The 23,007-nt window shown below is 37.6% G+C and carries 25 protein-coding genes and 1 riboswitch; all 25 genes read left to right on the forward strand.

The window, feature by feature from the left end:
• The coding region (locus tag KO509_RS15330; RefSeq protein ID WP_215974145.1) for a flagellin at positions 1–699 on the forward strand (699 nt) is incomplete at its 5' end.
• A gap of 117 nt (positions 700–816) precedes the next feature.
• Positions 817–2,124 carry a flagellar filament capping protein FliD gene (gene fliD / locus KO509_RS15335; protein WP_215974146.1) on the forward strand — a complete coding sequence of 436 codons (1,308 nt, stop codon included), beginning with the start codon at positions 817–819 and terminating at the stop codon, positions 2,122–2,124.
• Positions 2,125–2,133: 9 nt separating this feature from the next.
• A complete protein-coding gene (gene fliS, locus KO509_RS15340; protein ID WP_215974147.1) occupies positions 2,134–2,526 on the forward strand; it encodes a flagellar export chaperone FliS in 393 nt (130 codons plus the stop codon).
• Positions 2,527–2,975: 449 nt separating this feature from the next.
• Positions 2,976–3,287 carry a hypothetical protein gene (locus tag KO509_RS15345; protein WP_215974148.1) on the forward strand — a complete coding sequence of 104 codons (312 nt, stop codon included), beginning with the start codon at positions 2,976–2,978 and terminating at the stop codon, positions 3,285–3,287.
• Complete coding sequence (locus KO509_RS18135; protein ID WP_252727636.1) at positions 3,284–4,705, forward strand: flagellar hook-length control protein FliK; 1,422 nt, start codon at positions 3,284–3,286, stop codon at positions 4,703–4,705. Before KO509_RS15345 ends, KO509_RS18135 begins: the two co-directional genes overlap by 4 nt.
• Positions 4,706–4,726: 21 nt before the next feature.
• Positions 4,727–5,164, forward strand: a complete 438-nt coding sequence (locus KO509_RS15355) for a flagellar basal body-associated FliL family protein (protein WP_215974149.1) — start codon at positions 4,727–4,729, stop codon at positions 5,162–5,164.
• 8 nt (positions 5,165–5,172) lie between these two features.
• Entirely contained in the window at positions 5,173–5,895 is a 723-nt protein-coding gene (locus KO509_RS15360) for a FliA/WhiG family RNA polymerase sigma factor (protein WP_215974150.1), read from the forward strand.
• Between the two features lie 14 nt (positions 5,896–5,909).
• Positions 5,910–6,773 (forward strand): flagellar motor stator protein MotA, encoded by an 864-nt coding sequence (gene motA, locus KO509_RS15365; protein ID WP_215974151.1) that lies wholly within the window; start codon positions 5,910–5,912, stop codon positions 6,771–6,773.
• Entirely contained in the window at positions 6,773–7,765 is a 993-nt protein-coding gene (locus tag KO509_RS15370) for a flagellar motor protein MotB (RefSeq protein ID WP_252727638.1), read from the forward strand. Before motA ends, KO509_RS15370 begins: the two co-directional genes overlap by 1 nt.
• Complete coding sequence (locus KO509_RS15375; protein WP_215974152.1) at positions 7,755–8,165, forward strand: PilZ domain-containing protein; 411 nt, start codon at positions 7,755–7,757, stop codon at positions 8,163–8,165. Before KO509_RS15370 ends, KO509_RS15375 begins: the two co-directional genes overlap by 11 nt.
• A 39-nt stretch (positions 8,166–8,204) precedes the next feature.
• The gene (locus KO509_RS15380) at positions 8,205–9,209 is read left to right on the forward strand and encodes a flagellar motor switch protein FliM (RefSeq protein WP_215974153.1); all 1,005 of its coding nucleotides are present in this window, start codon (positions 8,205–8,207) and stop codon (positions 9,207–9,209) included.
• Between the two features lies 1 nt (position 9,210).
• On the forward strand, positions 9,211–9,540 hold the full coding sequence (locus KO509_RS15385; RefSeq protein ID WP_215974154.1) for a FliM/FliN family flagellar motor switch protein: 330 nt from the start codon (positions 9,211–9,213) through the stop codon (positions 9,538–9,540).
• A 4-nt stretch (positions 9,541–9,544) separates the two neighbouring features.
• Positions 9,545–10,297, forward strand: coding sequence for a flagellar type III secretion system pore protein FliP (gene fliP, locus KO509_RS15390; protein WP_215974155.1), 753 nt, complete (start codon positions 9,545–9,547; stop codon positions 10,295–10,297).
• Positions 10,294–10,563 (forward strand): flagellar biosynthetic protein FliQ, encoded by a 270-nt coding sequence (locus KO509_RS15395; RefSeq protein ID WP_215974156.1) that lies wholly within the window; start codon positions 10,294–10,296, stop codon positions 10,561–10,563. The genes fliP and KO509_RS15395 overlap by 4 nt, the downstream gene beginning before the upstream one ends.
• A complete protein-coding gene (fliR, locus tag KO509_RS15400) occupies positions 10,560–11,339 on the forward strand; it encodes a flagellar biosynthetic protein FliR (protein ID WP_215974157.1) in 780 nt (259 codons plus the stop codon). Before KO509_RS15395 ends, fliR begins: the two co-directional genes overlap by 4 nt.
• Before the next feature lie 3 nt (positions 11,340–11,342).
• Positions 11,343–12,473 carry a flagellar biosynthesis protein FlhB gene (flhB, locus tag KO509_RS15405; protein WP_215974158.1) on the forward strand — a complete coding sequence of 377 codons (1,131 nt, stop codon included), beginning with the start codon at positions 11,343–11,345 and terminating at the stop codon, positions 12,471–12,473.
• Between the two features lie 15 nt (positions 12,474–12,488).
• Positions 12,489–14,561, forward strand: a complete 2,073-nt coding sequence (flhA, locus tag KO509_RS15410) for a flagellar biosynthesis protein FlhA (RefSeq protein WP_215974159.1) — start codon at positions 12,489–12,491, stop codon at positions 14,559–14,561.
• Between the two features lie 366 nt (positions 14,562–14,927).
• Positions 14,928–15,025: riboswitch (cyclic di-GMP riboswitch) on the forward strand.
• Between the two features lie 78 nt (positions 15,026–15,103).
• Positions 15,104–15,982, forward strand: coding sequence for an OmpA family protein (locus tag KO509_RS15415; protein WP_215974160.1), 879 nt, complete (start codon positions 15,104–15,106; stop codon positions 15,980–15,982).
• A gap of 20 nt (positions 15,983–16,002) precedes the next feature.
• A complete protein-coding gene (locus KO509_RS15420; protein ID WP_215974161.1) occupies positions 16,003–17,316 on the forward strand; it encodes a sigma-54 dependent transcriptional regulator in 1,314 nt (437 codons plus the stop codon).
• 17 nt (positions 17,317–17,333) lie between these two features.
• On the forward strand, positions 17,334–17,696 hold the full coding sequence (locus KO509_RS15425) for a flagellar hook-basal body complex protein FliE (protein WP_215974162.1): 363 nt from the start codon (positions 17,334–17,336) through the stop codon (positions 17,694–17,696).
• A 17-nt stretch (positions 17,697–17,713) separates the two neighbouring features.
• Positions 17,714–19,468, forward strand: coding sequence for a flagellar basal-body MS-ring/collar protein FliF (fliF, locus tag KO509_RS15430; RefSeq protein ID WP_215974163.1), 1,755 nt, complete (start codon positions 17,714–17,716; stop codon positions 19,466–19,468).
• Positions 19,449–20,501 (forward strand): FliG C-terminal domain-containing protein, encoded by a 1,053-nt coding sequence (locus KO509_RS15435; protein ID WP_303495283.1) that lies wholly within the window; start codon positions 19,449–19,451, stop codon positions 20,499–20,501. The genes fliF and KO509_RS15435 overlap by 20 nt, the downstream gene beginning before the upstream one ends.
• Positions 20,501–21,127, forward strand: a complete 627-nt coding sequence (locus tag KO509_RS15440) for a FliH/SctL family protein (RefSeq protein ID WP_215974164.1) — start codon at positions 20,501–20,503, stop codon at positions 21,125–21,127. The genes KO509_RS15435 and KO509_RS15440 overlap by 1 nt, the downstream gene beginning before the upstream one ends.
• Before the next feature lie 3 nt (positions 21,128–21,130).
• On the forward strand, positions 21,131–22,483 hold the full coding sequence (locus tag KO509_RS15445; protein WP_215974165.1) for a FliI/YscN family ATPase: 1,353 nt from the start codon (positions 21,131–21,133) through the stop codon (positions 22,481–22,483).
• Positions 22,473–22,892 (forward strand): hypothetical protein, encoded by a 420-nt coding sequence (locus KO509_RS15450; protein ID WP_215974166.1) that lies wholly within the window; start codon positions 22,473–22,475, stop codon positions 22,890–22,892. Before KO509_RS15445 ends, KO509_RS15450 begins: the two co-directional genes overlap by 11 nt.
• Positions 22,893–23,007: the final 115 nt, after the last annotated feature.

Here is a 23,007-nt window from a genome sequence, read left to right on the forward strand (position 1 = left end):
CAAGTAAAAGGTCAAGAAGCCGGTATTTATAACGGTAATAATGCGATGTCAATGATGCAAACAGCGGAAGGCGCGTTTGATGAGATGACTAACATTGCATACCGTATGAAAGAGCTTGCAACACAAGGTGCTAGTGACGCGAATGGCACTACTGAATGGGCTGCACAAAGTGCTGAATATACAGCCTTGACTGCTGAGCTTAATAGTATTATGAAAAACACTTCATTTGGTGGTACCTTATTACTAGAGGGTACGGGGAATAAATTTGCTGATGCTGCTGGTGTTAAATTTCAAGTAGGCTCAAGCACTGCTGAAACGCTAACGGTTGATATCTCAGGATCCTTGGATGCCACTACAGGTGTGGCTAAAAATATTGATGATATTCAAGGTCTAACTACAGGTGGTTTTGCATCTGTAGCTGAGGCGCAAGCTCATTTAGCGCTAATTGATACGTTGATTGCAGGTATTGGCAGTGCTCGTTCAGCGTTAGGTGCATCAATGAATCGTCTTGAGCATACCATGACGAACGTAACTAACATGAAAGAGAATACGCAAGCTGCGTCATCTACGTTAATGGATGCTGACTTTGCGGCAGAAACGTCTAACATGACTAAGCAGCAATTGTTAATGAACTCAGGTATTTCGGTATTGAGTACAGCGAACAGCACAACACAAATGATTGGTTCATTACTTCGTTAATAGTTTAATGTACTAATTGATGTTACAAATTAAAATAGCTATTGGTAATATAGCTATTTTAATAAATAAAAATTCATTTGAGTTTTTATTTATTAAAATAAATACTTGGAGAATAAAATGTCTTTATCAGCATTAAGTATTGACCCAGCTAATTTAGCTAGTCAATATACACAAATTGAACGTGCTTCAAAAGATCAGTTGTTGAGCAATAAAAGTTATGAATTTTCTAGTAAAATAAGTGCATTTGATAGTTTAAAAAGCACATTAACCAGCTTTTATGATAGTTTGTCAGATAATCTTGATAGCGATAGCAGCTTTTTAGCAAATTCAGCTACTGTGACTGATGAAGCTGCGCTTAATATTACAACGACAGGTAGTGCATCACCAGGTGAGTATGATGTTTTTGTTGAACAATTAGCACAAGCACACCAAGTGGCACTTAGTTTTGATACCACTTTACCCTTAAGTACTAATGGTGAATTAAATATTGATTTAGCAGGTGATTCGTTCAGTGTTGATTTATCAACACTTGCAGCAGGCGCTTCGTTAAGTGATTTAGCGAGTGCCATCAATTCGCATGTTGATAATAAAGGTGCTAAAGCAAGCGTTATACGTTCAGGCACTGAAACATTCTTAGTGATGACTAGTGAAGAGTCGGGTGCTGCAAATCAAATAACGATTAGCTTTACACCTGCTGCAATTGCTCCTGATATCAATGGTGGTAATATAGCTAGCGCTATCACTGGGCAAACCGAGCTTACCGCAGCACAAGACTCTATCATTAAGTTAGGGGCAACGTCTGCTATTACAATTACCTCTTCAACCAATACACTTGATACTGTTATTGAAGGGGTAACGCTTAACCTAACGAAAGTACAAGCAGCCGGAGATAGTCCAGCGCACGTTTCGGTTGGGCAAGATGTAGAAAATACCAAGAGTAATATTCAAGGTTTTGTCGATGCGTTTAACAATTTATCAAGCAGTATAACAACGAACGATGATTTAAAAAGAGATAACTTAGCAAGTAGTCTAGCGCGTTCATTACGTAATGATTTTCAAGGTACGTTTGAAGGAAAAACACTTTATTCGGTAGGGATCGAATTTGATCGTAGTGGTAATTTACAAATAAATAGTGATAGATTAGAAGATGCATTGATTTCTGATCCTGATTTGTTGACTAAGATGCTTACCGGCGATAACGGCATAATGTCGAAATTAGAAAAAAGAATAGAACCTTATACAAAAAGCTACGGCTTAATTACTGATAAAAAAGATACCTTGCAAGCTAGTTTAGATATTATTACTAGACAACAAGAAAGCCATGAATTCTCAATGGAGCAAGTATATCAACGTTATTTATCACAATTTACACAAATGCAGCAGACTATTGCACAATTAGAATCTACAATGGGTCAATTTGGTTAAGGATTAATAATGTTAGACATAAATGACGGCTTTTCGGCTTATAAAAGCACCTCTATTGACGGTCGTGCTGCCGGTGCAGATATTCATAAGTTAGTGTTGATGCTGTTTGATGGTTTTTTAGATGAATTAGAGAGTGTCACTGGCCATATTAATCAAAAGCGCTATGATAAAAAAGCGCAAAGTATTGAAAAAATGATGCGTATTTTGGGGGGGTTAGAAGCCTCACTTGATTTAGAGTCAGGTAGTGAAGTAGCCGTTAATATGCGAAATTTATATGAACACTGTGGACAATCACTTTTACAAGCAAGTTTAAAAAATGATTTAAGCTATATTGATTCTGTTCGTACTGTCATGACTAATCTACAAGAAGGTTGGAAAGGATTAGGTTCACAGGTAGCATAATTACCTAAGAAATATGTTTTTATAAACCAGTTGCATCGCAACTGGTTTTTTATTTTTAAGAGTACTGAATTGTTCTGATCAAATAGATGAATATATACATTAATAAAATAAAGAATGATAGTTTTTCTATTTTATATAAAAAGTCAGTAAAGCAAGTAGAGTCTCAATAGCTCATCTTGTATAAGTGAATTTGACGATGAAGTCAGGAAAGTGGTTGCTAGAGAGATGTTTATTAAGTTGAATTCAGTTAAATAATAAATGGGTAAATTCTCTTCCATTTACTTCCGTTATGCGGAAGTTCCGCTTCCGCAGAGTTTGAATCAAAGTAAGATTATTTCTTGTTTTTCAGTTACTTGACAGTTGGTGTGTTTTTTGCAATATTAATGAATTAAATAAATTTGGTATCAACAGAAGTGTTGTCATTGTGGTTTTGAGCGGAACAATTATTTATGAATCAGTTGCAGGCTGAACAAAAAATACAATCACTTTTATTGTATATGGCAGAATCCATTGAAAAAGGTAATTGGCATAAGATTCGTGAGGCTGATCGTCAATTGATGTCCTTAATTAATGGAATCAAAGAAGCTTCTTGGTTTACATCTTTTGAACCCAAATTAGTCTCATTAAAACGAGATTATGAAAAAAAAATACAACTGATTAATGCTCAAAAAGAAGATATGAGTAAAAAAATGCAACGTCACCAAACAGATAGTGATGGAATACTAGCTTATAAACAATTGACAGAGAGCATTGGGCAATGACGGTTCAACTACGCACACAAACTATAGCGCAACAAGACGTTTTAGGTGATAGCCAAATCAAGGCAAATTCTTCGCAAAGTTCAAATTCATCAGCGAACACAAATACTGCTGACCTAAATGCAGCTACAGCTACAGCTACGTTAGCGACAACATCGAAGTCGTTGGACTCCAAGCCATCGGAGCACTCTACTGATCCTAGTCAAACATATGATGATGCGGAAGAAGCATTGGTATTTGTATTGCCTGATATTTTGGTAGATGATCAGAGTCTAGAAGCGAGTGATGTCTTGCTTGATAATGAACAACTAGATAGTACAAATAAAGATACGCCGAATGAATTACAAGCATTTATTCAAAACCCTAGAGCGCAGAGCTTTAAAACACAACCGATAACGTTGTCAGAAGATCTTATTGTACAGGCATCGGTGTCAAATAATCTAACCTCTTCTTTGTCAAACATAACGTCAATATCTCCGGTTGAAAATGGAGCCAAAGCTAGTGATGCTAAGTTAGTGGATCCAATAGTTACTCAAATAAATACAATGAGTAAGTTAGATGGCAATGACGTACTGCCACTGTCAACGACTATTCAACCAGCTTCAACCGTTATTAATGACGCAGCAAACGCTACCACAAACCCCGATATTATAAAGCCATTGATACAAGCAGATAAGTTGCTCTCAAGTAGCCAACAGAGTGAGTTATTAGTGAAACCTTCGGGAGTTAATAATACAGTACAAGACCAATATTTAGCTACGCGACTTTTATCTGAGAATTCATCAAGTAACAGTGGTGTAAGTAATATAAATCATAAGTCTACAACGGCTGATGCTATTAATACATTGGCTTCGTCGGTAGTATTAAATGATGAAAAAGATTTTCAAAAAGGATTAATCCAGCAAGTTTTAAGTAGTGTTGAAAATCGTGAACATACCCTTTCAAAACCTGCTTTTGGATCCACAGCAGAGACTCAAACTGTGAGTCAACAATGGCGTAAAGAGCAATTAACGAGTAACACAAATGAGTGGGGGCAACGTTTACTACATGTTCTTAGTGATAAAGTGAGCTTACAAATAGGCCAACAAATACAAAGAGCACAAATACGCTTAGATCCGCCGCAGTTAGGTAGTATTGAAATTGCCATTAGTGTGGAAGGAGATAAAACGACAGTTCACTTAGTTGCAGGTAATGCACAAATACGTGAAGCTATGCAACAAACACTGGATCAGTTACGACATTCACTATCACAAGCTGGTGATGTTACCGTTGAAGTTGATGTAGGGGAAAAACAGCAACAATCCGATAATTCAGGGGATACATCTGAAATGGATATAGCTGAAAATACAGCTATTGAAGAAGAAGCTACTTTAAAAACAACAGAAAATAGTGCCAGAGATTGGTTGAATCGATTAGTTTAAGAATAGTTGGAGTATGGATAAGTGAATAAAGTCGTTATAGGAATTATTGTAGTGGTGTTACTTGCAGGTGCTTTTTTTGCAGGTAAATTGTTAGATAGTCAAGACTCAGAAGAGCAAAGCAAAGGAGAAGTGGTAAGCGCAACCGAGCAGTACTTTGCTATGGAACGTTTTATTATAAGTATTAACGATGAAAATTTGACTCGCTATTTAGTATTAGATTTAAGTCTAGCGATTCCTGCTGATGGACAAAGCTCAATTACTGCAGAAACTTATGCGCCACTTTTGCGTAATGAATTAGTAAAAAGGTTTGTGAACTTAGATCGAGACCATGTGAAAAGTGAGTTTACCGATATAGAACAAATGCAAAAAACACTGTTGGAGAAATTTAACTCGGTATTAAAGACGAAATCGGACCTCGAGTTAAGTAATGTTATTATAACTAATGTTTTTATCCAGTAAGGAAAAGCATGTTAGTTCAAACGGAATGGTCTGAACAAGTCAGTGAAAATAGCACCTTGACTGCAGAAAAAGAAAGTGAATTATTAGCAAAGTATGCTTATTTAGTTAAGCGTGCAGGTGCTCATATGCGCACTCAACTTGGTGTCATTGTTGATGTCGATGATATTCAACAGATTGGTTTGGTTGCCTTACTTTCATCTATACGTCGTTATGGGCGTGATGTAGATGAAAAATTTGCGGCTTATGCGTTCAAATGTATTCGTGGTGCGATGCTGGATGAGTTTAGGCGTGTTGATTGGCGACCTAGACAGTTAAGACAAAAATCCCATAAATTAAGAGATTGTACAAGAGCCTTAGTGAAGAGGCTTGGCAGAGAGCCAAATGATAGTGAGCTGTGCGCGGCATTAAAGGTAAGCCCTGATGAATTGCTAGAACTTCATTATATTACCCAAGCAGAAGCGATGGATAGCTTAGAAAGTTTACTTGATGATGGTGGACAATATTGCTCGCCTACAGATGATACACTGTCAAAAGCTGAATCAGCAATGGAATTACAAGCCGCTATGGCAACACTGCCGGCGCGAAATAAACTGTTACTACAGCTTTATTACACCTATGAAATGAATATGAAAGAAATAGCTTTGACCCTTGAACTTACTGAAGCGAGAGTGTGTCAACTTCATAAAGAGGCATTAGTTGCCTTAACCCGAAAACTCAAACATAGCGAATAACCGAGGAAGCAAATATGCAACGATTGATAGGTTTACTGGTGGTGCTTGGTACCGTATTAGGTGGTTTTGCATTCGCCGGTGGGAATCTAGCCACAATGTGGCAGCCTGCGGAATTTTTAATTATATTTGGCGCTGGTATAGGAGCGTTAATTGTGGGTAACTCAAAGTTTGTATTGCTCGAAATGTTATCACAGCTAAAGTATCAATTATTTAGTAATAAAAACAGTCATACAACAGATCTTTATCACGACATACTCATGGTAATGTACTCATTGCTTGACTTAGTTCAAAGTAAAGGCATCAAGGCATTGGATGACCATGTAGAGAATAGTGAAACAAGCTCGATATTTCTCGCTTATCCTAAAGTGGCCGAGTTTCCACAATTAGTAACCTTTATCTGTGATAACTTTAGACTTTACAGTATGGGTAAAATTAATTCTCATGATTTTGATGCAATATTAGAGCAAGAAATTTATACCATTGAAGAGCAAAAACTAAAACCATCACATGCACTAGGTGATATTGCTGAAGCTATGCCTGGTTTTGGTATTTTGGCAGCGGTTGGCGGGATTATTATTACTATGCAACATCTTGATGGCCCAATGAGTGAGATCGGTTACCATGTTGCTGCGGCATTGGTTGGTACTTTTATTGGTATTTTTGCCTGTTATTGTTTAATGGCGCCTCTATCTACAGCGATGGCCTCGTATGTAAAAAAACAAATGGCATTGTTAGAATGTGTTAGAGCTATGTTGGTTGCGCACGCTAAAGGACATGTTGCTATTGTTGCTATTGATTCTGGACGTAAGCTTATCAATGAAGAAATTAAGCCTAGCTTTACAACCATGGAACAATGGATTAATAACCGAGCAGCATAATGTCAAATTCTGAACTGATTGTAATAAAGCGTGGCCGTCGTAATAAAGGTCATGGTAAACATGGCGGAGCCTGGAAAGTTGCGTTTGCTGATTTTACGTTAGCAATGATGGCTTTTTTTATGGTGCTTTGGATTTTAGCTATTACTAATGATGCAGAGCGTAAAAAAATTGCGCATTATATGCGTACTCATTCAGTGTTTGATGGCAGTCCATCTTTTTTTAAGCAGGGCAATAGTCCTTTTCCTATCGATTTAGGGGGGTCGCCATCAATTATTGATAATCAAGCCTCAAATCGTCTACCACCAGATAATCCTCTGCCAGGTATAAGTGAATACCTTCAAGTTCCTGAAGGAGATAAAGAACCACTTGCAGGTAATGGAGATAAATTGAATTCGGCTATTGATAGCGAATTTGCTGCTTCATCAGAATTAAGTTTGTTATTAAAAAGTTTTGAAGAGCTTTCGAAGGAAGAGCTATTAAATAATAATATATTAGTTGAAGAGGTACCTTCAGGCTTGAGAATAATTATTAAGGATGATGACAATCATACGATGTTTGCTCCTTCACAAAAAACAATGTCACCTTTTTTTGAGGATTTGTTCTTGTATCTAGGCGGCATGTTCAAAGATATTAACAATAAAATTATAATATCAGGGCATAGTGATGCAAGCCCATTTAAAGGACAAACCTATACCAATTGGGAGCTTTCAGCTGAACGAGCACAACAAGCTAGAAAAATTATGGCTGCGGGTGGTATGCCAGCTTCGAGAGTAATGCAAGTTAATTCATTTTCTTCAAATCGCCTATTGAACAAGAAAGATAAAACAGCAAGTGAGAATAGAAGGGTTGAGTTACTCGTGCTTACATCTGATGCAGAAAAGAAAATTAACGATCTTTTTGCCGACGATAATGTGCAAAATCCTATTAAACAGTCAGCGAGCGCGGCGACAGCAAATAAGCCAGTGATGCGCTTGGAAAGCAATGATGAATGACAATAAGATAACAGAACAAGAGTGGGAAAAAGAAAACCAACGCCTATATAAACGTTGGTATTTAAATCATAAAGATGAGCATTTGTCGTTGGCAATACAACGAAGTGGTATTGCGGTTAAATTAAAGCATCCTTGGCTATTTGGTTATCAAATTTGTCAAGGGGTTATTAAAAATGTCAGTGTTGGTGGTGCAGGGTTATTGGTTCCGGCCGAAAAAAAATTACCAAAAAGAGTAGTTGTTGCTTTTAACCAAATAGAGAGTTTTACTGGTTTGGTTAAGTACAGCAAAAGCATTAATGAGCAGTTGAAATTTGTTGGACTTGAATGGGCAACAAAGAACGAGCAAGAACGAATGGATTTAGTCGCAAACTTGCAGGCTTTATCTAAGCAAGAAAAATAACATGAATGTATTTACATTTTTAATTGGAAAGCGATAGCAATGAAAATTTTATCCCCGTCAAAAAGTAAGCTTATTAAAGCTGAACAAGCGAGTAAATTTGCAGTGCTGCCTTTGACTTTAGAACAAAGAATTCACGAAGCAGCGGTTAAATCTGCTGCAAATGTAAATTTAAATAAGGTGTTAGAGATTGAGCTAGCGAAACTCTTTAATGATAGTAGCTTCTCTATAGAGGTAACCCCTTGTTCGTATACAGCTATCTATAGTTGGTTTAATGAAGCGCCTAGGGTGTTTGTGAAAAGTGCTTCTTTTGTGCCAGAGGATGAAGATACTTATTTGTCGTTCGATTATCAAAGTGCTCACCGGATGGCTGATTTATGTCTCGGTGGCGTGCTAAACTCGGTAAATAAAAAAGCGCCAGTTGATAGCTCAATCCAAGATGATAAGTCAGAATCAGATGATAACTCAGTTCAAGATGAAAAATTAGCGTCAGATGATAATTTAGCTCAAGATGGTAATTTAGAATCAGTTGATAAGCCAAAGTCTGAACTTAGTGCGACCGAAGCACGAATTTGTGGGCGTCTATTACAAAGGCAAATACAAGGCATACAATATTTATTATTTAAAGAACGTGGTAGCCTTGCTGCAGAAATTTGTAAAGATGAAGCTATTCCTAATTCATTAAATCACTTAGCATTTAAAGTGAGACTTATTCTTGAAGAAGAGGTGGTTAGTTGGTTTATTTGGTTACCTGTTAGCTTTTTTAATACTTCAAAATTAACAAATGCTCAAAACAAGGATGCTCAGCCATTATCTATGGCTTGTAGCCATAAATTTATAGTAAAAGGCCGTGTTGAAATGGCTTCAAAAAGAGTGACACTAAAACAATTAAAAGCGTGTATGAATGGCGCTATTTTACCAATTGAATTAAATACTCCAGCACTATTTAAGCTTGGTAAAACAACATTTTTAAAAGGACAGGTTGCAGAGCAAGATGCAAATCTGACATTTCAAGTTACTGATATACCAGAAAAGAGTGAATTATAGTATGAATGACAATTTAGATGCTGCATTAGATGCCTTAGATTTAGACGATATCGACAATGAGTTAGTTGATAATAAGCAAGACAATAATATGTCTTTATTTGAAGGTGTACCTTTAACGATTACATTAGAAGTGGCCAGCACAGAAATTACCTTAGGTGAGTTAAGTCAAGCTAAACAAGGGGATGTACTTCGCTTAGATAAAGAAGCGGGGCAACCTTTAGATGTTAAAGTTAACGGCGTTTGTTTTGCTCAAGCTGAAGTGGTGATGGTTGATGGTCAATATGGTTTAAAATTTATCAACGACGAAGAATCATCTACGCAGGAATCATAAAGCAATGAGCAAAAGCGCATACATTAAAATAGGCTTTTTGTTATTGACTTTGCTATTGCCTGGTTGGTTAAATGCGCAAGAATTAACGTTATTTTCTTTGAAATCAACAGAGGAAGGTCAAGATTATAACGTAAAGTTACAAATTCTATTAGTAATGACTCTGTTGAGTTTAATTCCTGCATTACTGATGGTACTCACTTCGTTTACTCGCATTATTATTGTATTAGCCATTTTGCGCCAAGCGATGGGGTTACAGCAAAGTCCGCCTAATCGTGTATTGATTGGGATTGCGCTGATGCTTACTGTGTTGATAATGCGACCTGTTTGGCAAGATGTGTATCATAATGCCTATAAACCATTTCAAGAAGAAACCATTGGCCTTGAAGAAGCGTTACTTAAGGCTGAAGTACCACTTCGAGCATTTATGCTTAAACAAACGCGTGAAAGTGAATTGCATCAGGTATTACTTATTGCCAACGAACCTACGACATTGAGCGCACAAGAAATACCTTTTGAAGTGCTTATGCCAGCGTTTGTGTTAAGTGAGTTAACAACAGCCTTTCAAATAGGTTTTATGTTATTTATTCCATTTTTGATTATAGATTTGGTGGTTGCTAGTATCTTGATGTCAATGGGGATGATGATGTTATCACCGTTGATTATTAGTCTACCCTTTAAATTAATGATCTTTGTGTTAGCGGATGGTTGGTCAATGTTGGCTGGGACGCTAGCTGCAACTTTTGGAATGTTACCATGACCCCTGAAATGGCAATGGAGCTTGTAGCAAGTGCAATTTATACTATTATCGAAATGATTTTAGTGTTAATTGTACCTGGTTTAATTCTTGGCATTATAGTCGCCGTTATTCAAGGTGCTACCTCTATTCAGGAACAAACGCTGACCTTTTTACCGCGAATGATACTAACCCTTTTGATGATAGTCTTTACCGGGCACTGGCTGGTACGGACGATGTTGGAATGGTTTGATAATTTGAAATTTATGATTCCAGGAACACTTGGTTGAATTCATTAATTGAGCTTACTAGTGGAGATATTGTGAGCTGGATGGGTACCATGTGGTGGCCATTTGTGCGTTTTTCAGCATTACTTTGGTCTATGCCTATTTTTGATAGCCCAGTGGTAACACCTAGATCTAGAATTCTACTATCAATGATGTTGTCTTTTTTAATTGCGCCACAATTACCATTGGCTCCGGCAATTGATATTTTCTCTTTTGATGCTGTATTATTAACCGTTGAGCAGGTCATATTTGGCGTATTGATGGGGCTTTCGTTACGTATTCTGTTTGAAGTTATGTCTTTAGTGGGCTTGGTACTGTCAATGCAAATGGGGTTATCCATGGCACTGGTTATGGATCCTGGCAGTGGTAGTCAGGTCGCGTTATTAGGCCAGATATTTTGGTTGATGGCGGCGTTGCTTTTTTTTGCTGCTGATGGGCATTTAATAACGTTGCATGTAATGACACAAAGTTTTACGGTATGGCCGATAGGTACAAGTATTTATGAGGTTGATATTCGTGCAATCCTTAATTTGTTTGCTTGGCTCTTTGCTTCTACCTTGTTGTTATCTTTACCTGGTGTAATTGCAATGTTATTAGTTAATTTAACCTTTGGTGTTGCTAGTAGAGCAGCACCTTCGTTAAATATTTTTGTATTAGGTTTTCCAATGGCTTTGTTAATGGGCTTCTTTTGTGTATTTATGACATTAACATATACTGGTGGTGCTTTTTCAAATCTAACCTACCATGTATTGTCTGTTTTTTCTGAGGCTATGGGATAAGTAATGTCTGAAGATAGTTCACAAGAAAAAACAGAGCAGCCCTCCGAAAAGCGCTTGAAAAAAGCGCGTAAAGATGGTCAAGTTGCGCGTTCTAAAGAATTGAATACCGCTATCTTGTTAATGATTAGTATCGCGGGCTTACTTTTTTTTGCAGATATGTTTTATAGTTTATTGTTAGAGATAATGCATAACACTATGATGTTAGATCATAGTATTCTGGATAACAAAAAATTAATGCCTATAGCGTTAGGTAATGCACTTTTAGATATGCTTTCTACATTAGTGCCTTATTTACTTTTAGGGTTTGTCGCTATGTGGATTACGGGTATTTTACCCGGCGGATTTGTGTTTTCTATGAGCTTAGTCGCTCCTAAATTTAGTAAACTTAATCCCCTAAAAGGTTTAGGGAAAATGTTTGGTAAACAGACATTAATAGAATTACTCAAATCAATTGTCAAAATAACTTTGCTCAGTATTTGTTTGTATACTTTTTTGACGCAATTGTGGGGGCAACTAGTGGCTTTACAAAGCCAAGATCTCTATGTAGCTATTTCTCATGGTATAGAGTTATTGTTTCTAGCAATGATTATTACCGTAACATTATTACTAATTGTTGCAGCTATTGATGTACCTATTCAGCAGCATCAAACGCTAAGTAAAATAAAAATGACTCATCAAGAAGTAAAAGAAGAAAGAAAGTCATCAGATGGTAGCCCTGAAATAAAGAATCGAATTAGGCAAATTCAGTATCAACAAGCTAACCGAAAAATAGAAGAACGAGTGCCTAATGCTGATGTCATTATTACCAATCCAACCCATTATGCTGTTGCCATTCGCTATAGTGAAGATAAAGCAAAAGCACCCTACGTTGTTGCTAAAGGGATGGATGAGATGGCTTTACGGATTCGCGAGGTCGCCCGTAATCACAATAAAGAAATTATCGCATTACCTGCGCTTGCACGAGCTGTTTATTTTTCAACTCGTATTGATCAAGAGGTACCAAGAGGACTTTATACTGCCGTTGCCTATGTTTTAACGTATGTTATGCAATTAAAAGCCTATAAACAGGGACGTGGACAAGCCCCAGCCCCATTACCTAAACTTAAAATCCCTGCAAATTTGCAGAAACCATAACTGTGGAGTATTACATTGAACTGGCGTAGCCTTACTCGACCTTATACAGCGATACCTGTATTACTTTTAGCCATTTTATCTATGGTTATATTGCCTTTACCTGCCTGGCTATTAGATACGCTATTTACTTTTAATATCGTGCTTTCTGTTATTGTGTTATTAGTTGCTGTTTCGAGTAAAAGACCACTCGATTTCTCTGTTTTTCCAACGATTTTATTAGTGGCGACCTTAATGAGGTTGACACTTAATATTGCGTCAACCCGTGTAGTTTTACTCCATGGTCATGAAGGTTCAGATGTTGCTGGTCGTGTAATCCAAGCTTTTGGTGAAGTGGTTATTGGCGGTAACTATGTTGTTGGTATTGTTGTATTTATTATATTAATGATTATCAACTTTGTAGTTATTACGAAAGGTGGAGAGCGAATATCTGAAGTTGCTGCTCGATTTACCTTAGATGCTATGCCTGGCAAGCAAATGGCAATTGATGCAGATTTAAATGCCGGCTTAATCGGTCCTGAACAAGCTAAAGAGCGACGTAATACCATTGCGCAAGAAGCTGATTTTTATGGCTCTATGGATGGTGCTTCAAAGTTTGTTCGTGGTGACGCGATTGCAGGACTCATTATTTTAGTCATTAATTTACTTGGTGGTGTCTGCATCGGTGTTTTTCAGCATGATTTGAGTATGGCTGAAGCATTTCAACGCTTTGCATTATTAACCATTGGTGATGGCCTTGTAGCACAAATTCCTTCATTACTACTTGCTGTGGCTGCGGCAATTATTGTTACCAGAATGAATGATGCCGGTGATATTAGTGAAACTGTTGGATCGCAACTATTAGCCTCACCTCGCGTTATTTTTACCGCTGCACTAGTAATGCTCATTTTAGGTGTTGTGCCAGGTATGCCAATGCTTGCTTTTGTGAGCTTTGGTTTACCCTTATTATATGCTGCTTGGCGTTTAGAAAAGTCATCACCAGATGATGGTTTAATAGAAGCTGAAAGTATTACCGAGTCAATATCCAATGAGCAGACTGCACTAAAATGGAACGACATACCTCATGTTGAACAGTTATCTGTTGAGTTAGGCTTTCGACTGGTCTACCTTGCTGATAAAGGTAAAGGTGAAGAACTTGTAAAGACATTACGAGGTGTTCGTAAAAATTTATCGGAACAATTAGGCTTTTTACTGCCAGAAATAAGAATTAAAGATAACCTGAGATTAAACCCACAAGAGTATAAAATTAAACTTGCTGGTATAGCAGTCGCTTCGTCGCAGCTAAATGCTAAACAATTGTTAGCGTTAAATACGGGGGATGTATATGGGCAGCTAGATGGTGAATTAACAACGGACCCTGCTTATGGCTTAGAAGCAGTGTGGATACCAGAAGAGGCGAAAGCTAAAGCTTTAAATATGGGGTATTCAGTTGTTGATTTGGGCACTGTTATTGCGACTCATACTGGTAAAGTTATTAAAGAGCATTTAGATGAATTATTTGGCTATGAGGATATCCAACGCCTCAATGAACGTTTGAAAGAGATTTCACCAGGTCTAGCTGAAGCGCTTGAAAAAGCATTACCGATCAATTTACAACTTAAAGTGATGCGCTTACTTTTACGTGAACATGTTGCGTTAGGTGATATAGTAACAATTGCTGGTACTCTCATTGATAGTGTTGAAGTGACAAAGGATCCTATTTTACTTACTTCTGATGTTCGTTGCGCGCTGCAGCGAGTGTTGGTTAAACAAGTGATGGGTGAGCGAGATGAACTAGCCGTATATAGCTTAGATGAAAAACTCGAACAAACGATGCAAAGTTCTCTTGACCAAGCAATGCAGTCAGGTAAAGTCGCATTAGATAGCTTCCCGGTGGATCCTAATTTACTTGGTCAATTTCAACGTACTATGCCAGCTATTATGGATGATATGAAAAGTAAAGGGATTACCCCTGTACTTATAGTGATTCCGCAGTTAAGGCCTTTATTAGCACGTTATGCTCGTTCGTTTACTAAAGGCAGCTTAAGTGTATTATCTTATAATGAAGTGCCAGATAATGTGAGGGTCAATATTATTGGCTCCTTAGGTTAGCATCGTTATTATATTTTGGAGAAAACCTTTTGCTTTAATAACTGCGCTCAAATATAGTAAATTAGTACTTGTTTTGTTTTTTTAGCATTTATTTTTTTGCATGCACTTAGTTGTCACACTTTTACAGTATCGTTTTGGTTGTGTCTTCATGTGTTATTTGTTAAAAAGTAATACTTGCTTAATTAAATTTATTAAAAAGCTTTTATTTACAACGCATTAATTCCTAATTAAATATGAAGTAAATGCGAATTATGTATGTATATTTGATAATGGGTGATTGCAATTCAGTTGAGCTTACTTATAATGAATGAATCGAAATAGTAATTAATAACTATTTTTTATGGAATCGGGTAGGAATAAACTAAGAAAATTAACTAGCAAACTATTTGAAAGAATAGGACGCAAAACTGCCAGTCTAAAGCTTAATGAAAATAATATTAAGTCAAGATCGTGGAGTTACATTAACTTAGCGGCACTTTTCATCTCATCTTATATGTGATGTTCCGCTTATTGCTAATATTTTACAAGGAACAGGTACATAAATGTTAAATTGTTTCCGTCAATTTTGTATTTTTATTCTCTTTTTTTACACCTTATTATTTACGCAGTACAGTAATGCCGAGCGTAATATTCAACAAACCTATGAAAACAGCACTTGGCAAGTTAGTGGTGATTCTTTTTTTTGTCAGTTATCACAAACCATTGATGAATATGCAGAGTTGAGTGTAACCTCGAGAGCAGGAGAGCCTCAAAACTTGAGTCTTCGATGGTTATTAACTGATCGTGAAATTACCAATGTGCAAGTTTTTACACGTCGAGCAGATTGGCAATCAGCACAAACAATACCCCCTAAGATAATGTTTAATTCATCTGAAATAGAACAGCAGCAAGTCTATTTTTATTCAGGAATCGCCTCGTTACTACGAGCTATTAAACAAGGTTTTTGGCTCGATGCTATTGTTGGTTTTGGTGATGAAGAACTACGTCTAACGTTTGCAAATACCTTTAGCGATAATGTCATTTCAAAGTATCAAGATTGTCGTCACCAACTTTCTCCATTATCGTGGGATCAAGCACGAGATCATGAATTTGAATTTGAACTAGGTGAACGCATAGTAAGAAAACAAGCAGATATTACTTTTTTAAAAGATTTAGCGCGCTTTATAGCATTAGATCCTAGCGTTGAAAAAGTGATGATAGATGGTCATACCGATGATGTTGGTTCACCACTAGCAAATAGACTGCTTTCGAAAGAACGTGCTGATGATGTTGCGGCTCGCTTAGTCGAATTTGGCTTACCAGAAAGTATGTTAGAAGTACGCGCGCACGGTCAGCGTTACCCTGTTGCTAACAATAGTACCATTCTTGGGAAATCTTCAAATAGACGAGTATTAGTTCGTTTATTTAGACGCTCAAATTGATTTCGGGCAAGGAGAAAATAATGGATCAAAAATACCTATTGTGGTTTGCACATACAAAGCCTAGTCAAGAAATTGAAAGCGCTGTAAGTGGTGAAAACTTTAAACTATTGCATACTAATTCACTACCTGATGCAATTAGCTACTGTTTAGACCTAAAGCCTCAGTTGATTTTTATTGATGCTGATAATGACCAAATGTCGCTGGTAGACTTAGTAATACTCATTCGTAGAACTTGTCAACATGGACAAATTATATCCCTTGTTGATTCGTCTCAAAGTGAGCTTGCTTCCTTATCGTTAACTAAAGGCGGCGCAGTTGACTTTTTACTTAAACCTTTTTTTCCTGAACAGCTGAAATTAACTATCCGTAACGCTGATTCTATGAAGCAAGGAGCCGAAGGTTTAATTGCTGTTTCTAATAAATCTCAACAATTGCTACGCTTAGCTAACCGCGCAGGGCAGACGAATGCAAGTGTATTAATTATGGGGGAATCAGGAACAGGTAAGGAGAAGTTGGCGCATTTTATTCATAAGGCGTCTGCTCGTGCGGATAAACCTTTCGTTGCTATTAATTGTGCAGCAATTCCAGAGAATATGCTTGAGTCAATGTTATTTGGCTATAACAAAGGTGCTTTCACTGGGGCTACTAGTAATCAAGTCGGTAAGTTTGAATTAGCTAACGGTGGTACGATTGTATTAGATGAAATTTCTGAATTACCATTAGAACTACAAGCTAAGTTATTAAGAGTTATTCAAGAGCGAGAAGTTGAGAGATTAGGTAGTCACCAACGTATTAAGCTCGATATTAGGATAATAGCTTCTTGTAATAAACCATTGCGAGAACAAGTAGAAAAAGGCTTATTTAGAGAAGATTTGTTTTATCGTTTAGATGTACTCCCCCTTAGTTGTCCAACGCTTAGAGAACGCTCTGAAGATATACTCCCACTAGCACAGCATTTTATTACTAAGTATGGCTCAGATAAATTTAGTTTTAGTCCACAAGCCGAAGATATTTTACTTTGTTATAACTGGCCAGGTAATGTTCGAGAGTTAGAAAACGTAATTCAACGAGCGATTGTCATGGCTAGAGGGGTAGAGATCCAAGTCGGTGATTTAAATTTACCGCATTGTTTTCAAAAAGCAGCAAATATTTGTGCTAACCAGTTAAAAAACAATAAAAAACAAGCGGAATTTGATTATATATATGATTTATTAGGTCGCTTTAAGGGACACCGAAAACAGACTGCAGAGGCACTAGGTGTTAGTACTCGTGCACTTAGATACAAACTTGCTGCCATGCGTGAAAATGGCATTGATATAGATGCAATAGCTTAAATGTAAGGAATTTAAAAATGTCACCAATTGAAAGCCAAAGATTAATGCTGAGTAAAATGACTGATATGCAGCAAATTGCGAGCGATCGCATTGTGCCTGCTGATATTACTGCAGATAGAATTATGTCTACTGAAATTAATACTCAGTTTTATGGAAGAAGTGATTCTATTAGCGGAGATTTTAAATCAGTTGTGCGCTCTATTAATGAGCAGCAAAATATTTCAGGTCAAATGATGGCTGCTGTAGATACTGGGCGTAGTGATGACGTTGTCGGTGCAATGGTTGCGAGTCAAAAAGCTAGCTTAAGTTTTTCTATGTTAATGGAAATTCGAAACAAAGTGTTAAATGGCGTTGATGATGTCATGCGCATGTCACTGTAATGGGAAAGTATTAAAGTATGAAAGGTGAACTAACAAAAGCTGACTCACAGCCACGTAATGAAGTGAACTTGCGCGAAAAAGTGGTTAACTTTTCCAATAAAATCAGTACAGCAGCGAGTCATGGTGAGAAGAATGTAGCAACAATTGCATTGTTAGCGACCCTAGTTGCAGCCACTATTGTTATTATTTTATGGACTTCCGCAAAAAATTATGTGCCTTTATATGGCAATCAAGAAAGTTATGATAAAGCAAATATTCTTGAAATTTTAGATAAAGAAGAAATTACCTTTCGAATAGATACGGATAGCGGCAATATCTTGGTCCCTCAAGAAAAACTTGCTGACGCCCGTATCACTTTAGCAGCAAGAGGTATTAAAGCTTCTATGCCTGAAGGTATTGAAAATATTGGCAGTAAAGTATCAATGGGTACTAGTCAATTTATTGAATCAATGCAATATCAACATGCGCTTGAAGGAGAGCTTGCTCGTACCATTATTAATATGCAAGGAGTACGTAATGCCCGTGTCCATTTAGCTATTCCTAAACGTACATTATTTGTTGGTCGTAATGAGCAAAAAACTGCGGCATCGGTAATGGTTGATTTAGCACCAGGACATGAGCTTAAAGCTGAACATGTAGAGGCTATCATCTCGTTAGTGATTGGCAGTGTACCTGGGCTAGATCCACGTTCTGTTTCTGTTGTTGATCAACGTGGTGAGTTACTTAGTGGTAATTTATATGATAGTACTCCCATCGGTAAAGAGACAGATAAGAAACTCGCTTTTGTTGAAAAAGTGGAGCGTAATATCGAGCAACGAGCATCGATCATGCTATTACCTATTTTAGGTGAAGGGAATTATCGAATTCAGGTTTCAACAGAAGTCGATTTCAGTGTAGTTGAAGAAACGAAAGAAGCCGTTGACCCGCAAAATGTTCTTAAGCAAGAGCGATTAAAATCAGACTCAACGGAAGACCAATTTGCCGGTGGTATACCGGGAGCACTTGCGAATCAACCACCATTACCTGAGGCTGATGGGGAAGAAGACAATAATGAACGAATCTCTGAGCGCAGTGAGAGCAGTCGTGAATATGAAAATGGTCGATCTGTAACACATACGCGTTACGAAGTTGGTCGTTTAACTAATATGAGTCTATCTGTGCTGGTAAACGAGGCTGCATCAGGCTCTGAAGAGGGCTGGCAACAAGCAAACCTTGATGCTTTAGGTCAAATGGTTAAAACCGCAACAGGATATAATTTAGAGCGTGGTGATCAATTCAATATTACTAGTTTCGCTTTTGTTGAGGCAAAAGTACTCGCCCCTGGTGAAGGTTTACAGTGGTGGCAGATGCCTGAAGTTAGAGAATATGCGCGTTATATTTTCGGTTTATTAATAAGCTTAGTACTTATTTTATTTGGTGTTCGTCCGCTTGTTAACCATTTAATTAAAGGTAAAAATATTACTGCACCTGCTGCAACTCTTGTTGAAAATCAAGTTAATGGCGCTAGCTCAGAGCATCCTTTTGAGCGTCAAAGTACACCGTTGGATGACGCACTTGAGAAAAGTACAACTGAAGAAAATAACGCTGCTGGCGCAAACGCTAACGCAAACGCTAATACTAACTCTACTATTGCATTACCTAAAGTCGGTAGTGATTTCGAAGAGCAAATTGCGCATATGCAATTATTGGCTAGCCGTGAAACTGAGCGTGTGACATCAGTCATTAAATATTGGGTAGAGCAAGGGGTTGAAAGTGAATCAGGAAAATCATGATGGTATAGATATATCGGTACCGGGTCCAGACCGTGCCGCTATATCAATACCAGCGCTAGACCGTGCCGCTATTTTATTACTCAGTATGGGTGAAGAAAATGCGGCAAGTGTGATACGTAAATTAGGTCGACGTGAAGTTAAAGCTATTTCAGAGCGTATGGCAAAAATATCAAATATTACTAAAAATGATGTTGCTAATACACTGACTCACTTTTTTGATTGTTATCGTAACGAAAGCGGTGTAAATGGTGCTTCTCGTGCATACCTAGAACGTGCTTTAGATAAGGCTGTAGGTCGACGTCTTGCTCGAGGAATGCTTGATGATATTTACGGTGGGGCTATGAATGATGATTTACGTCGTTTGGAATGGGTGCCTGCCGAACTTATTATGCGCTTTTTAGAGCAAGAACATGTACAAATGCAGGCACTATTTTTGGCTTTTTTACCGCCAGAGCAAGCGGCGGCTGTTATATCACTATTTCCAGAGCCAAAACATGATGATTTATTGTATCGAATAGCAAGTTTACGCGAAGTAAGCGAACATGTAATGGACGATATTCGTTTGACAATTGAAGCGTGTATTGAATTTGTTGGTTGTCAAGTTGGTGCACAGGTCAATGGTGTTGATAAAGTAGCTGAAATTATGAGTCGATACAGTGGTAATAAGAGTCATATTATCTCGGTAATGAAAAAGCACGATAATAATGTTGCTGATGCGATTCAAGAGCGTATGTATGACTTTAGTAGTCTAACTTTACAGTCAGACGAAATACTATCTCAACTGTTAAATGATATCCCAGATGAACTTTGGACCATGGCATTAAAAGGGTCGAAACCTGATTTTATGGAACGTCTACTAAGCTCGTTACCTAAGCGTTTGGCGCAAGTATATACACAGCAAATCGAAAATTTATCGGCGCAACCTGTTAGCAAAGTTGAAGCCGCTAGACGGGAAATTATGAACATAATACGAGATATGAGCAAAAAAGGTGAAGTTGATTATAGACTCTACCAAGAAGAAACGGCTGGTTAATGATGAGTGAACCGTTTCGATTTCCTACGCTAACAAAAACCGATCAACAGCAAAGCTTACATCAACGCTTAAAGCAGGCGGAAGAGTTTGGTTGGCAAAAAGGCTTCGATGAAGGAATTCGTCAAAGTATTGAGGAACAAAAAGAAAAAATGGCTCAGGAAGTGAATGAGCGTGTTGAAACTTTAATTAAAGAGCAGATAGATGAGCATAAGCAAACATTACTTTTGCGCTTTAATGATCTATTTGAACAGTCTGAAAAAAATATTAACTTACAATCAGATGACGTTATTAAAGAGTTATGTGTTTTAATTACTAAAGTCACCAAAACGGTTTTAGATTGTGAGCTAAAAATACAGCCTCAGCGCATGATTGTGCTTGTTCAGCAAGCTATAGAGTTATTAGCTGGACGGGATAAGATCAAAGAGGTTGTTTTTTCATCAGCAGATAAAGACTGGCTTGATGGTGCTGCATTAGAGGTGCTTACTACACAAGTTACGTTTGATGAACAACTCTCCCAAGGTGATGTTCAACTAATTGCTGATCAGCAAACACATAGTTTATCATTCTCGCAACGCTTAGATGCCTTGCTAAATGAAGCAACTACAGCACTATTGAGTGATGATTAATTCATGACTAGCACCCTATTAGAGCGCTTAGGAAAAGCAACTTGCGCGTTAACATCTCCACCACTCTTGCAAAGCTACGGCCGTTTGGTCCGTGTAAATGGCTTGACGCTGACAGCAGTAGGAGGTGTTTTCACCATGGGGAAAAAGTATCAAGTTGAGGGTATTGATGGTACTTGGTATGACGTTGAAGTTATTGGTTTTCATGAGTCTGAAGCCTATTTAATGCCATTGAATAAAATTCAAGATTTGTACGCTGGCGCTCGTGTTCGAGTTGCCAAGAATGAGCCTTCTGTCTGTATTGATGAACGATTGTTAGGGCGTGTGCTTGATGCACAAATGAATCCTATTGATGACCTCGGGCCATTAGCAAAAGATCAAGAAAATGTTGCGCTTAAGCTTTCAAAATCGACTCAATTAAACCCTCTACAACGTAAAGGGGTCACTGAGCCATTGGATGTTGGTATTCGAGCCATCAATAGTTTATTTACTGTTGGAAAAGGTCAACGTCTGGGACTATTTGCAGGGTCAGGCGTAGGTAAAAGTAAGCTATTGGGCATGATGACTAAATTTACCTCAGCGGACGTGGTTATTGTTTCGCTTGTTGGTGAGCGAGGTTGGGAAGTTAAGGAATTTATCGAACAAAGTCTCGGTCCTGAAGGCTTAAAAAAAGCAATTATTATCGCTTCACCTGCTGATGATTCTCCTTTACTTAGAGTTAAAGCTGCGGAGTTAAGCCATCAACTTGCTATATATTTTCGAGATAAAAACCTTAATGTGCTGCTACTGATGGACTCCTTAACACGCTATGCGCAAGCCTATAGAGAAATAGGCTTATCTGTAGGAGAGTTACCCGCTTCGAAAGGCTATCCTCCTTCAGTTTATAGTAAATTAACTCAGCTTGTTGAAAGCTCAGGTAATAGCGAAAAAAGCCAGGGCTCAATGACAGCAATTTATACGGTATTGGCCGAAGGTGATGATCAACAAGATCCTATCGCCGATAACGCTCGGGCAATTTTAGATGGTCACATCGTTCTTGATCGTACGCTGGCTGAAAAAGGGCATTACCCAGCGATAAATATTGGTGCTTCTATTAGTCGTGTTATGCCAAATATTGTGAATCCATCGCAATTGCAAAATTGCTATACATTAAAGAAATTATATAGTCGCTATTTACAAGTTCATGAACTTATTCCACTTGGCGCGTATCAAGCAGGTAAAGATGCCGAACTCGATGCCGCTGTGACGTTATATCCAGAAATTGAAAATTTTTTGTGTCAAAAGCTTAATGAAAAAATTGATTTTTCAGACTCAGCTACACAGTTAGAATTAATAATGGGGAAGTATAATGCTAACTAAGTTTAAAGATATGCAAAAAGATAAGCTTGATCAGATGCTAGCTAAACAATCGGAATTACAACAGCGTAGTGCTCAAGAGCAACAACGTTTACAATTATTGCAGCAACATATCGACAGCATGGAAAAGAATGTAAGTATGAAATCATCTATATGCTTGCAAAATCTTTCAGGTATGAAAGTGATCTTGAACAACTTATCTAACCAACAAAGTGCATTAATCACTCAGTCACAAAATGACGAATCACGTCAACAGCAAGCCTGTTTAAAGCAGATGAACTTTACCAAAGGAATAGAAGGGATTGTACAAAGTCGCCATCAAGTCTTACAAGAGCAGTTACAGCAACAAGAAAATAAAGACCTCGATGAAATGGTTATTCAAGGCTATGTTCGCAATAAACAAACAGGTTGAAGCCATTTTTATACCTTGTCTATACCATAAAATAACAAGCTAATCTGACCATAGTTTTGATTAGTATGGCTTAACTTTATTTCACTTCTTCTTCAATGGTGCTTAGCCATCAGCA

Source organism: Colwellia sp. C2M11 (genome assembly GCF_018860915.1).
Classification (GTDB): domain Bacteria; phylum Pseudomonadota; class Gammaproteobacteria; order Enterobacterales; family Alteromonadaceae; genus Colwellia.

Coding starts and splice junctions, on each gene's coding strand:
- fliS (WP_215974147.1), top strand. CDS start 2,134: ATGTTAGACATAAATGACGGCTTTTCGGCTTATAAAAGCACCTCTATT.
- KO509_RS15420 (WP_215974161.1), top strand. CDS start 16,003: ATGGATCAAAAATACCTATTGTGGTTTGCACATACAAAGCCTAGTCAA.
- KO509_RS15450 (WP_215974166.1), top strand. CDS start 22,473: ATGCTAACTAAGTTTAAAGATATGCAAAAAGATAAGCTTGATCAGATG.
- KO509_RS15445 (WP_215974165.1), top strand. CDS start 21,131: ATGACTAGCACCCTATTAGAGCGCTTAGGAAAAGCAACTTGCGCGTTA.
- KO509_RS18135 (WP_252727636.1), top strand. CDS start 3,284: ATGACGGTTCAACTACGCACACAAACTATAGCGCAACAAGACGTTTTA.
- KO509_RS15375 (WP_215974152.1), top strand. CDS start 7,755: ATGATGAATGACAATAAGATAACAGAACAAGAGTGGGAAAAAGAAAAC.
- KO509_RS15385 (WP_215974154.1), top strand. CDS start 9,211: ATGAATGACAATTTAGATGCTGCATTAGATGCCTTAGATTTAGACGAT.
- KO509_RS15415 (WP_215974160.1), top strand. CDS start 15,104: ATGTTAAATTGTTTCCGTCAATTTTGTATTTTTATTCTCTTTTTTTAC.
- KO509_RS15360 (WP_215974150.1), top strand. CDS start 5,173: ATGTTAGTTCAAACGGAATGGTCTGAACAAGTCAGTGAAAATAGCACC.
- motA (WP_215974151.1), top strand. CDS start 5,910: ATGCAACGATTGATAGGTTTACTGGTGGTGCTTGGTACCGTATTAGGT.
- KO509_RS15395 (WP_215974156.1), top strand. CDS start 10,294: ATGACCCCTGAAATGGCAATGGAGCTTGTAGCAAGTGCAATTTATACT.
- KO509_RS15380 (WP_215974153.1), top strand. CDS start 8,205: ATGAAAATTTTATCCCCGTCAAAAAGTAAGCTTATTAAAGCTGAACAA.
- fliD (WP_215974146.1), top strand. CDS start 817: ATGTCTTTATCAGCATTAAGTATTGACCCAGCTAATTTAGCTAGTCAA.
- KO509_RS15440 (WP_215974164.1), top strand. CDS start 20,501: ATGATGAGTGAACCGTTTCGATTTCCTACGCTAACAAAAACCGATCAA.
- KO509_RS15425 (WP_215974162.1), top strand. CDS start 17,334: ATGTCACCAATTGAAAGCCAAAGATTAATGCTGAGTAAAATGACTGAT.
- KO509_RS15370 (WP_252727638.1), top strand. CDS start 6,773: ATGTCAAATTCTGAACTGATTGTAATAAAGCGTGGCCGTCGTAATAAA.
- fliP (WP_215974155.1), top strand. CDS start 9,545: ATGAGCAAAAGCGCATACATTAAAATAGGCTTTTTGTTATTGACTTTG.
- KO509_RS15345 (WP_215974148.1), top strand. CDS start 2,976: ATGAATCAGTTGCAGGCTGAACAAAAAATACAATCACTTTTATTGTAT.
- flhB (WP_215974158.1), top strand. CDS start 11,343: ATGTCTGAAGATAGTTCACAAGAAAAAACAGAGCAGCCCTCCGAAAAG.
- fliF (WP_215974163.1), top strand. CDS start 17,714: ATGAAAGGTGAACTAACAAAAGCTGACTCACAGCCACGTAATGAAGTG.